Below are 10,368 nucleotides of genomic sequence, written 5' to 3' on the forward strand. Positions count from 1 at the left end.
CCGCTCGCGCGCCGAGCTGACCGTCCCGGCGCGCACCGCGGGGCCGCTGCTGGCGGCCCTGCCCGCCGCCTTCCACGCGGGCGTGGACGACGTGCTGCTGTCCGGTCTGGCCGCGGCGCTCGGCGAGTGGCTGCGCGCCCGGGGCAGGCCGGTGCCGGAGGGCTTCCTGGTCGACCGGGAGGCGCACGGCCGGGTGCCGCTGTCGGAGGACATGGACCTGACGCGCACCCTCGGCTGGTTCACCGCCGTCCACCCGGTGTGGCTGGAGACCGGGCCGATCGACCCGGCCGAGGTCCGGGCGGGCGGGGAGGACGTGGCGCGGCTGATCAAGCGGGTCAAGGAGCAGTTGCGGCAGCGGCCGGGCGACGGTCTGGGGTACGGGCTGCTGAGGTACGCCAACCCGGCCACGCGGGCGGTGCTCGCGCCGTTGGCGGCGCCGCAGATCGGGTTCAACTACCTGGGCCGGTTCGGCGGTTCCGGTGAGGAGGCGGGCTCCGCGGACGCGGACACCGGGGTGGGCTCCGCGGCCGGTGGGCGGCCGTGGACGTCGGCGGGCGAGCACGTGATGCCCGGCGGTGTCGACCCGGCGATGCCGCTGCGGCACGTGCTGGAGATCAACGGCCGGGCGCGGGACCTGCCCGAGGGTCCCGAGCTGTCCTTCGTCCTGGAGTCGCCGGCCGGGCTGCTCGGCGCGGCGGAGCTGGCGGACCTCGCCGAGCGCTGGCGGGCGGTGCTGGAGGGCCTGGTGCGGCACGCCGACGAGGGCTCCGGCGGCCACACCCCGTCGGACTTCTCGCTGATCTCGCTGGGCCAGGAGGACATCGACGAGTTCGAGTCCGCCTTCGGCGGCGGGGACGGCGCGAAGGACGCCGGTGGAGACGGCGGCGGGGAGGACGGCCGGGAGGGCGGCTGAGGCGGCGGCCAGATTGTCGGCGGTGTGGTAGCTGACGGTCAGGGCCTTGGGCTGGGTGGCCACGGTGCTGCTCCTGGTGTGGGCGGTGTCGTAGCGTTCATGGAGGCGGAGTGTGATGGATCGTCACGCTCCCGGGCCAGGCACCGGACTGTCCCCCCCCGGGCGTGATCTGAATGGTTACGCTCGGGCCATGAGTGACTTCCTCGTGGTGACGACGACCCATGACGACGAGACGAAGGCCCGCGAGCTGGCCGCAAAGGTGATCGGGGAGCGGCTGGCCGCGTGCGCGCAGGTCTACCCGATTCGCTCGGTGTACTGGTGGGACGGTGAGGTGCAGTCCGGCGACGAGTGGCGGATCGACTTCAAGACCCGCGCCGAACTGGCCGGCCCGCTCGGCGACTTCATCAAGGAGCGTCACTCGTACGACGTGCCGGAGCTCGTCGCGGTGCCGGTCGTGGCCGGCGCCGAGAGCTACCTGAACTGGATCAGCGCTGAGACGTCGGCCGGCTGACCGGTCAGGCGATGGCGGCCCGGATCTCCTCACGGAAGGTCCGGGCCGTGCTGTTGTTCGGGAGGCGGTCGGCGAGGGCGGTCAGGCGGACCTTGCCCATGGTGGTCTCGGTCTGGACAGTGGCGGTGAGAGCGCGGCGGCCGACTTCGACGGCCTGCTCGATGTCGCCGGCGGTGAGGTAGCCGGTGGCGACGTCGCCGAGGACGGCGACGCGGACCTTGGTGTCGACGCCGTCGAGGGAGGCCAGGGCGTCGTCGGCGGCGCTGGTCAGCTCGGGGTGGCGCAGCCGGGCGTAGGTGGCGACGCGGAAGGAGTTGAGGCGGGCCTGCCCGAAGAAGGACATCCATGCCTGCTCGCCGCCGGGGGCGGCGTAGTCGAACGCGGTGGTGGCGCGGTCGAGAGCGCGGACGGCGGCCTCCTGGTCGCCCATGGCGGCGGCCTCCTCGGCCTCGCGGGCGCACAGCCAGGCGCGGGCGGTGGCGTACCCCTGACCGCGGACGTGCTCCTGAGCGGCGGTCAGCATCTCGCGGGCCTTCTCCGAGTTGACGCCGTACGAGGCGTAGCCGAGGACCAGGGCGTTGACGGCGCCGTGTCCGGCTCGGCGCCCTGCGAGGCTGGCGGTGGAGTAGTAGCAGGCGGCGGTCTCGTGGTCGCCCAGGTCCCAGTACAACCAGCCGGCCAGGGCGGCGGTCTCGCCGGCGGCGATCGTCAGGGCGCGTTCGTGCTCGCCGGCGCGGGGGAGGACGGTGGTGATGTTGTCGAGGTGGCTGGTGAGGCGGGCGGCGAGGAGGCGGGCGGGCATGTGCTCCTCGGCGGTGAACAGTTCGCCGGTGCTCTTCTCAAGCTCACCCGCGGTGGGCTTGTCGACGGGGCCGCCGTGCAGGGCAGCGGCGAGCCTTCCCCACGGTTCGGATGCCATGGTCCCGCCGGCCGCGAGTGCTGTTCCTATGAACGATCGCCTGTCCACCCGGTCCTCCTCCTGCGCCTGGTCGTGCTCGATCAGGGGGTGCAGCCGGGCGAGTCGGCGTGCCTGGCGGGCGAGGCTGACGGCCTGCCGTACCTCCTCCAGGTGGAGGCTGTACGCGTCGGCGATGAGCTGGAAGTCGGTCGAGGTGGGGATGCGCTCGCCTCGTTCCCAGCGCTTGAGCCGGTCGGGGTCGAAGTACCTGCCGCCTTGGAACGTCTGGATGTGCTCGGCCTGCTCTGGGCGGCTCCTGCCGGCACTCATGCGCAGACGCCGTAGGACCGGCCCGATCTCCTGACTCATCATCATGCGTCCTTTAGCGCCCGCGCGTTAGATCAGGCCGCCATTCTGGCCCCCTAACCTGGCCCCCGCGGGAAAACGCACCCCTTCGTGGCCCCTGCGGTAGTTATACGGACCGTCGTTGACTGGTTACAGCCGCTTGGATGACCGTCGTGATCAGGTCACCGGGGAAGGACCAAGCGGCTTAGGCGCTCCCGGCGTCGGTCCCCCCGTCGGGGCCGGGGCGCCGCTCCTCCCTCTCTCCTGGCCCCAGAGCGGGCCCTTCGCAGGGAGCACCACCATGCATCTGATCAATCACCGGTCGGACCGTGCCGCAGCCCAGGCGTTCGTCGAGCTGTTGGGCTGGCCGGTCAGGGTCGGCCACCGGCACTGGCGGCCCTGGACGCGAAGTCCCGGCAGGTGCCGTGCATCCTCACCGGGGCCATGGCGACGTTCCTGGTCGAGGCCGTCACCGGGCAGGCGGCGCTCCAGGGAGAGGAGGCCCTGGGCGAGGTGCGCGACGGCAGTGAGGGCTGGGTGGCGCTGGCGCCGTCGGCCGGGGCCGGTGGGACACCTTCCCGTGGCTGGACGGCACCATGACGCCGCGGGTGCTGCGCCCAGGCGGCAACCTGGCGGGCCCGATTGCGGACTCGCTGTTGTACCACCGGTCCCGGCCGGCTGCCAGGGCCGTCGGGGCGGAGGCTGCGGCGTGGGCTGCCGGAGGCCGCCGCGGTGCACTGGCACGACGGCGTCGCGCAGGTCCGGGACGACCTGACCTCGCTCGGCTACCAGAGCTGCACCGCGTGGGGCCACCGTGCCGCCAAGCGGGTCAACTTCGCGGTCGTGCTGGCCTGGCGTGGCAAGAAGTGATGCCGGAAGGGGCCCTGCCGGCAGCGCCCTTTTCCCCGCTACGGTGGCGGTCCGTAGTGGGGGGACTACGTGCACCAAGGGGGACGGGTGGCCGAGACGACGTTCGGCAGGTTCATCTCGCTTCGTCGCTCGACGATGGGCTGGACACAGCTGCGGCTCGCGGCGGAGCTCGACCACGGTGAGGACTGGATGTCCCTGGTCGAGCGGGACGTCCAGCGGGTCACGGACGTGGAGCTCTTACGCCGGATCGCCTCGGTGCTGGGCGTCGAGGTCGACATGTTGATGGCGCTGCCGCAGCCCGCAGCGAAGAAGCCGAGATCACCGCGACGGCGAGTCAGCACGGGTACGCTGGCCACGACTTCCGGTGCCGAGGAGGACGATGTGCGACGCCGCCCGTTCCTGACCCTGGCGGTCGCCGCCCTCGTCACCCCGGCCGCCGGCCAGCAGGCCGCGCACGCCGAGGCCGCGTCGCCGCTCGGCGGCCTGGAGGACCTGTTGCTGTACGGGCCGGGCCGGCTCCCGGCTCCGCGTCGCGAGCCGACTGTGACGACCGTCGCAGCTTCCGTGGCAGCCGCCCGCGCGGAGTTCAAGGCGGCTCGGTACGACGTCCTGGCCGAGGCCCTGCCCGGCCGGATCGCCGCGGCCGGCATGGTCGGCACGGCGGAGGAGCGCGCCCGGCACGTTGCGCAGCTGTACAACATCGCCGTTCGGCTGTGCATCAAGGTCGGCACGAACAACCTGGTGTCGATCACGTCCGACCGCGCGCTCACCGCCGCCCGGCTCGGTGGCGACTCGCTGGTCATCGCGGAGGCGCAGCGGATGGTCTCCAGTTCCTGGCGCCGGCAGGGCAGTCTGGCCAGGGCGACGGACATCGTGGTCGTGGCCGCCGAGGAACTGCTCGCCGACGCCTCTGTCCCGGAGGTCTCCCGCCTCGCCACGCGCGGCGACCTGTACGCCACCGCTGCCTACACCGCGGCGAAGGGCGGTGACCGCTCCTACGCCCACGCCTTGATCAAGGAGGCTGCCGACAGCGCTGCCGCGGCGGGCCGTTCCTCCGGGTTGGTGGACGGCATCCAGGGCGTCGCCCTGCACGAGCTGTCGGTGCACTACGAACTCGGTGACGCCGGGCGGGCGATCGAGCTGGCCCGCACGGTCGACCCGGCCGCACTGCCGACTGCCGAGCGGCAGGCCAGGTTCTTCATCGACGTCGCCCGGGCGTTCGGCCAGTGGGGCAAGCCGGAGCAGTGCTACCGCGCTCTCCTCGCCGCAGAGGAGGCTGCTCCGCAGGAAGTCCGTCGAGGCGCCGTCCGTGACCTGGCGGTCGGCCTCCTGCGGCACGACCGCAAGCTGCCGGGCGCGCGGGACTTCGCCGTCCGCGCGGGCGTACAGATCATCTGACCCGTAGTCGGGCTACGGCCCGTAGTCCGACTACGGATCAGGCCGTCGGGGTGGCGGTTCGCTGGGGGGAAGCCGGACCCCAACGCTGCTGAAGGCCCCCATGCTGACGAACAGCACCACGTCCTACGTCTACAGCCCGCACCCGCGCCGGAAACACGCGGCCCCGGACCGCGACCGTCTGGGGACGTTCCCGGCGTCCTCCTGGATCGCTCTGAACCTCCTCGGCGCCGGCGTCCTCGGCCTGTTGATCCACCACACCGAGACGACGCGCATCTCCTCATCCCCGGCCGCTACCACGCCGGATCAGCCCACCCGTAGCAAGGCACCTCTCCGTCCCGAGAACAGGAGTGTGTCGTGACCCTCCTCACCCTCTCGTCCCGCCCGACCCCGCCCGTCAGCCTGACCGCGCTGCGGAACTTCGCCGCGCTGCGCGGCCAGCTCCGCGTCTCCCTCGGCCCCGAGTGCAACATCGCATGCTGGTTCTGCCACAACGAGGGCGACGTTCCGCCCGGCACCACGCGCGAAGACCGCACCCAGCAGCCGCGCCGGCGGGTCCTGTGCGCCGAGCACTACGTGACCATCATCGGCACGCTGATCGACCAGGGCCTCACCCGGGTGTACTTCACCGGCGGCGAGACCCTGGCGTCGAAGCTGGCCAAGCCGGTCCTCGAAGGCATGCGGCAGTTCGTCGCGCCGGATGTCAGCTTCTCGCTGATCACCAACGGCATCCTGCTGGCCCGGTCCATGCCGTGGCTGCGGGACACCGCCCTGGACAAGATCAAAGTCTCGCTGCACTACTTCAGCGACCAGTCGTTCCGGGGGATCGCCAAGACCCGACTGCCGGTCTCGACCGTCCTGGGCGGGATCGACGCGGCTCGGGAAGCCTTCGGGCGGGTCGAGCTGAACACCCTGCTCCAGAAGCAGAACGAGCACGAGGTCCACGCGATCCTCCAGTACGCGCTGGAGCGCCGGCTGCCGATCCAGTTCATCGAACTGGTCGACACCGACTTCAACGCCTCCGGGCAGAGCGCGGCGGTCCCGGCAGACGGGCTGGTGGCCCACCTGCGCACGCTCACCCGCGAGGAGCGCGTCGAGATCGCGGGCGTCGGCCAGGGCCGGCGCGTCTTCACCATCGACGGCCTGGAGGTCGAGGTCATCCACCGCGAGCTCGGCCGTCACCACGTCGGCCAGTGCGGGAGCTGTCCGCTCCGGCCGCAGTGCGTCGAAGGGTTCTGGGCGCTGCGCCTGGACCACGCCGGCGGCCTCCAGCCGTGCCTGCTGCGCGACGACCTCCGACTCGACCTCACCGAGCTGTTGGCCACCGCCGACGCCCCGGCCGCGATCGCTACCGCGGTCGCCGGGCACGTCGCCTCGTTCACGGAGGGAACGCTGTGAGCTTCGAACTGCACCCCTGCTACCAGCCGCCGATCACCGGGCAGAACGGTGCGCTCCTCGTCCTGGAGGGGATCAGCGGCTCCGGCAAGTCCACCCTGACCCGCCTCCTCGCGGAGCGGCTCGGCGCGGAGACCCTGCACGTCATCCCGCGTCCCCTCAGCTCGCTGATCGGCTACGTCAGCGACCACGGTGGCGCGCTGACCCAGTTCGCCTTCCACCTGGCCGGCGCGCTCGACGCGGCCGACACCGCGCGCCGCGCACTGGTCAGCGGGAACCTCGTCGCGGACCGGTGGATCGCCTCGGTCGTCGTCAACCACGCTGCCGCGAACCAGCTCGACCTGGAGGTCGCTGCCGGCGCGTTCCGCCCGTACCTGGGCTACCTGCCGCGGCCCGACCTGACGGTCTACCTGGAGACCTCCGAGAAGGAGATCCGGCACCGGATGGACACCCGGCCGGCCCGGGCCGCGACGGACCGGTTCCTGGCCCGCCGGCCCGCCCTGCTGTCGCACGTCCAGGAGCTGTACCGGCTGTTCGCCGCCACCGACACCACGGGCGTGTCGATCAGTACCGACGGGCGCACTCCGGAGGAGCTGGCCGAGGAGATCCACTCGCTGCTGGAGGGCCGCCGTGCTCAATCCCGTTGACCTCTCCAAGGTCTTCGCCGAGGACCGGATCACCGGCCGGCACTCGGTCGACCTGCACCCGGCCGTCGCCTGGTGGGTCGGGTCCTGCCTCGTGCTCACCACGGGCGCGCACGGCGTAGCCCTGGTCCACGACGGCAGCGAGCTGGCCAAGCAGTACTGCGGGCCGTTCAACCGGGGCGCGATCAACTGCCGGCACTTTGCCGCGACGGTGTCCGTCGTCGGGGAGGGCGACGAGGAGCTGCTGGCCTACGCGATCCGCACCCTCCAGGTGCCGGGCGTTCGGATCAGCGCCGTCGGCGCCGAGGTGACGATCCGGCTGTTCGCTGTCGACGGGGCCGCGATCGCCGAGGGCACCGGCCTGGAGCGGATCTGCGACCTCATCGCTCGGGACAAGGTGCCGATCCCCGTCAACGACCACTCCAGGGGCCGGGTCGTCCACCGGCCCGACCTCGCCCAGCACTACGCCACCGCGGAGGGATGACCGTGATCGACGCCGCCACCATCATCGGGTCCGGGACGAACATCCTCTTCGTCACCCTGGACTCGTTGCGCTACGACGTCGCCCGGGCGACGATGCACGCCGGCCAGACACCCCGGCTGGCCGGCATCGTGCCGGGCGGGCAGTGGGAGGAGCGCCGGACGCCCGGCACGTTCACCCTGCCCGCGCACATGGCATTCTTCTCCGGGTTCCTTCCGAAGCTCCCGCAGCCGCAGCAGCCCCCGCGATTGTGGGAGTGTCGGCCGCCGGCGTTCAAGACGGTCGACCCGCGCACGTTCGTCTTCGACGCGCCAAACCTCCTCGTCGGGCTCGGCCAGCACGGCTACCGCACGGTGTGCATCGGCGGTGTGACGTACTTCTCCCGGGAGACACCGCTCGGGTCCGTCCTGCCGGACATGTTCGACGAGGACTTCTGGCGGCCGGAGTTCTGCTCGCCGGAGCCGGACTCGACCCGCTACCAGGTCGAACACGCCCTCGACGTCGCCGGGGCCCGGGCGGACCGTCCCCTGTTCCTGTTCGTCAACGTCTCGGCAACGCATGTGCCCCACGGCCACTACCTCGGCGACAGCTCCGACTCCTGGCAATCGCAGGCCGCCGCCCTCGCGTACGCCGACGAGCACCTGGGCGACCTGGTCGACGGCCTGACCAGCGACAGGAGGTGGTTGGTCGTCCTGTGTGCCGACCACGGGGACGCCTTCGGTGAGGACGGCTACCACGGGCGCGGGATCATCCACCCGACGGTGACGAACGTGCCGTTCGCCCGCATGGTGGTCTGACCGCGGCTTAACCTCCGTGCATGACCAACACGCAGTTGCCCACCCGGGACGCGGCCGTGATCGTGGCCCGTGACTCCAACGGCCTGGTCGCCGTGCTGACCGCGCCGTTCCCCCTGCACGGTGGCGAGTACCTGTTCCTGCCAGGAGGGCGCCAGGAGGGCGACGAGAGCCCGGAGAAGTGCGCGCAGCGCGAGCTACGCGAAGAGGCCGGGATCACCGCCGCGACCTGGCGCCCGCTCGGGTCGTACGCCATCGTGCCGGGCTCGACGGCGCGCCTGCACCTCTTCGAGGCCCGGGACCTCACCCTCGGCCCCCAGGAGCTGGCGCCCGGGGAGGACGGCTTCAAGCTGATGTGGTGGCCGATGGAGGACGCCCTCGCCGCAGTCGGCGAAGGGCGGTTCCTCCTCCAGGGCGGCCCCCTCGCGCTGCTCCTCGCCGACCGGCAGCCGTCCGCAGCCTGACGGGCAAGGCTGGCGGACGTCACCGTGACCGCTATGGTCGCGCTCGACACGATCTCGGGTGACGGCCGGAGGGTGCTCGCGGAACGGCTGCACCAGCTCACGGTGAGGGTCGGCCTGGAGCCCGCCGAGGCGAGCTGAGCACCCCGAATCCGGCACACCTATCTGGGCGGGCGGGGCCGGTGCAGGGTGTCGGTACCCGCAGCATTTCAGCCAAGGTCAAGAGTCTCGCGCAGATCGCCGAGACGGGGTAGGTTGCGGCCACGAACTTCTGATGTCCATGCTCCGCAAGCTGGACAGACGGGGGCGTGGAGGGCCCGGCGGGGTGACCGCCGGGCCCTCCGTGTGTCCGGGTTCGGGCGGTGCGCCGGCGCACTCGACCAGCAGGGGGGTGCCGGGCGGGATGCGCAGCCGGGTGCCGTTGCCCGGCTCGGGCCCCGTCAGTTCGAGGCCGACCAGCGCGGGAACGACGGCCTCGAACACGGCCATGCGTCCGTCCAGAAGCACGCGACCCCCCAGTCGTCCGACGCGGCGGGAGTGCGCCGCGCCGGATGGAGAATAGGCGAGCCGGTCGGTGCGTCACAGGTGTATCGCCGGAGACGGGGCCTCGGTTGCCGATTCGTGACGTGCCGTCAGAGTTGCCGCGGGGGGCGGTCAGGCGGCCTCGGGCGGTGGGGGCCGGTCGGGGTCAGCCGGCCGGGCCGGTCCAGATGACGTCCTTGTACTCCGTGCCCATGGTGTGGTCGAACCGGACGGAGAACGGGTCGCCCGCGCCGGCCGGCAGGGCGTACGCGGTCAGCCCGGTGGCCTCCTCGCCCGGGGCCAGGGACTTGGTGAGGATCTTCATCCGTCCGCTGCCGTCGATCAGGGTGAAGACGAGGTTGCCCTTGGCGTCCCGGACGGTGGGCAGCCCCGAACCGAGGAGCGAGACCTCCGCGGGCCCGGTGTTGACGACGGTGATCCTCACCTGGACGATCGTGGCGTCCTTGGGGGTCTCGCCCACGCCCCCGCGCGGGACGTACGGCTCCGGCGCGGCCATCGTGACCTTCAGCCCGTCCGGGTAGGTGTAGGACTGGCCGAACGACAGGCGCCGGGCCCGCTCGTCCGCGGCCCGCTTCTCCTGCTCGGCCGCGAGCCGCTGGCGCTCGGCCTCGATCCGCGCCTTCTCCTTGGCCGCCCGCTCCTCGGCGGCCTTGGTCGCGGTCTCGAGGCGGATGCGCGCGGCCTCCGCCTGCGCCTTCTGCTCCCGGTGGACCTCCTGCACCCGGTTCACGACGAACACGCCGGTGCCGACCGAGACCAGCAGGCCGGTGACGCCCAGGACCACGCCCGCCAGGGCCATCGCCCGGTTGGCCGCCAGGCCCTTGCGCACGTGGCCCAGGGCGATCACGCCGAAGACCACGGCCAGCAGGGCGGGCAGCCAGGACAGCCAGAACAGGATGATGGTCAGGCCGAGCACGACGCCGACGATCCCGAGCACCATGGCCGCGATGCCCAGGCCGTTGCGGGGCTGCGGCGCGGGCGCCGGCATCGCGTAGGGCGGCCAGTACGGGGCGCCGGGTGCCTGGCCGGGGGCCTGACCCGGTATCTGCCCGGGGCCCGCGGCGGGGGCGTGAGCGGGGGCGGGGCCGAAGCCGGGGCCGGGGACCGTGGGGGCCGCG

The 10,368-nt window shown here is 72.4% G+C and carries 12 protein-coding genes; 10 read left to right on the forward strand and 2 right to left on the reverse strand.

Annotated elements, in window-relative coordinates; translation table 11 throughout:
- Together AE652_RS24845 and cutA are read left to right on the forward strand one after the other, a co-directional pair.
- Window positions 1-913, forward strand: a 913-nt coding sequence (locus AE652_RS24845) for a condensation domain-containing protein (protein WP_049655259.1), incomplete at its 5' end; no start/stop codon positions are given.
- Between the two features lie 190 nt (window positions 914-1,103).
- Window positions 1,104-1,424 carry a divalent-cation tolerance protein CutA gene (gene cutA / locus AE652_RS24850; protein WP_049655260.1) on the forward strand — a complete coding sequence of 107 codons (321 nt, stop codon included), beginning with the start codon at window positions 1,104-1,106 and terminating at the stop codon, window positions 1,422-1,424.
- A gap of 4 nt (window positions 1,425-1,428) precedes the next feature.
- Here cutA and AE652_RS49295 read toward each other — a convergent pair whose 3' ends face one another.
- Window positions 1,429-2,697, reverse strand: coding sequence for a helix-turn-helix domain-containing protein (locus AE652_RS49295; protein ID WP_082345946.1), 1,269 nt, complete (start codon window positions 2,695-2,697; stop codon window positions 1,429-1,431).
- A gap of 414 nt (window positions 2,698-3,111) precedes the next feature.
- On the opposite strand from AE652_RS49295, the gene AE652_RS24860 reads away from it, so the two are divergent.
- The 8 genes from AE652_RS24860 to AE652_RS24895 all read left to right on the forward strand — a co-directional run bounded on the left by AE652_RS24860 (window position 3,112) and on the right by AE652_RS24895 (window position 8,710).
- The gene (locus AE652_RS24860) at window positions 3,112-3,267 is read left to right on the forward strand and encodes a hypothetical protein (RefSeq protein ID WP_159028548.1); all 156 of its coding nucleotides are present in this window, start codon (window positions 3,112-3,114) and stop codon (window positions 3,265-3,267) included.
- Between the two features lie 132 nt (window positions 3,268-3,399).
- Window positions 3,400-3,537 carry a hypothetical protein gene (locus AE652_RS46570; RefSeq protein WP_159028549.1) on the forward strand — a complete coding sequence of 46 codons (138 nt, stop codon included), beginning with the start codon at window positions 3,400-3,402 and terminating at the stop codon, window positions 3,535-3,537.
- Between the two features lie 87 nt (window positions 3,538-3,624).
- Window positions 3,625-4,935: a helix-turn-helix domain-containing protein gene (locus AE652_RS24865; protein ID WP_147408967.1), complete on the forward strand. Its 1,311-nt coding sequence runs from the start codon at window positions 3,625-3,627 to the stop codon at window positions 4,933-4,935.
- Between the two features lie 354 nt (window positions 4,936-5,289).
- A complete protein-coding gene (locus AE652_RS24875; protein ID WP_049655269.1) occupies window positions 5,290-6,330 on the forward strand; it encodes a radical SAM protein in 1,041 nt (346 codons plus the stop codon).
- Window positions 6,327-6,974 (forward strand): AAA family ATPase, encoded by a 648-nt coding sequence (locus AE652_RS24880; RefSeq protein ID WP_049655270.1) that lies wholly within the window; start codon window positions 6,327-6,329, stop codon window positions 6,972-6,974. Before AE652_RS24875 ends, AE652_RS24880 begins: the two co-directional genes overlap by 4 nt.
- Window positions 6,958-7,455 (forward strand): hypothetical protein, encoded by a 498-nt coding sequence (locus tag AE652_RS24885; RefSeq protein ID WP_049655272.1) that lies wholly within the window; start codon window positions 6,958-6,960, stop codon window positions 7,453-7,455. The genes AE652_RS24880 and AE652_RS24885 overlap by 17 nt, the downstream gene beginning before the upstream one ends.
- Window positions 7,452-8,249, forward strand: a complete 798-nt coding sequence (locus AE652_RS24890) for an STM4013/SEN3800 family hydrolase (protein ID WP_049655275.1) — start codon at window positions 7,452-7,454, stop codon at window positions 8,247-8,249. The genes AE652_RS24885 and AE652_RS24890 overlap by 4 nt, the downstream gene beginning before the upstream one ends.
- A gap of 20 nt (window positions 8,250-8,269) precedes the next feature.
- Window positions 8,270-8,710, forward strand: coding sequence for an NUDIX hydrolase (locus tag AE652_RS24895; RefSeq protein ID WP_049655277.1), 441 nt, complete (start codon window positions 8,270-8,272; stop codon window positions 8,708-8,710).
- A 685-nt stretch (window positions 8,711-9,395) separates the two neighbouring features.
- On the opposite strand, the gene AE652_RS24900 is transcribed toward AE652_RS24895, so the two are convergent.
- The coding region (locus AE652_RS24900; protein ID WP_159028550.1) for a DUF4190 domain-containing protein at window positions 9,396-10,368 on the reverse strand (973 nt) is incomplete at its 5' end.

The organism is Kitasatospora sp. MY 5-36 (assembly GCF_001182915.1).
GTDB lineage: Bacteria > Actinomycetota > Actinomycetes > Streptomycetales > Streptomycetaceae > Kitasatospora.

Excerpts from the sequence above, each read along its gene's own strand:
- AE652_RS24860 (WP_159028548.1), top strand. The coding sequence starts at position 3,112 with ATGGCGACGTTCCTGGTCGAGGCCGTCACCGGGCAGGCGGCGCTCCAG.
- AE652_RS24890 (WP_049655275.1), top strand. The coding sequence starts at position 7,452 with ATGACCGTGATCGACGCCGCCACCATCATCGGGTCCGGGACGAACATC.
- AE652_RS24895 (WP_049655277.1), top strand. The coding sequence starts at position 8,270 with ATGACCAACACGCAGTTGCCCACCCGGGACGCGGCCGTGATCGTGGCC.
- cutA (WP_049655260.1), top strand. The coding sequence starts at position 1,104 with ATGAGTGACTTCCTCGTGGTGACGACGACCCATGACGACGAGACGAAG.
- AE652_RS49295 (WP_082345946.1), bottom strand. The coding sequence starts at position 2,697 with ATGATGATGAGTCAGGAGATCGGGCCGGTCCTACGGCGTCTGCGCATG.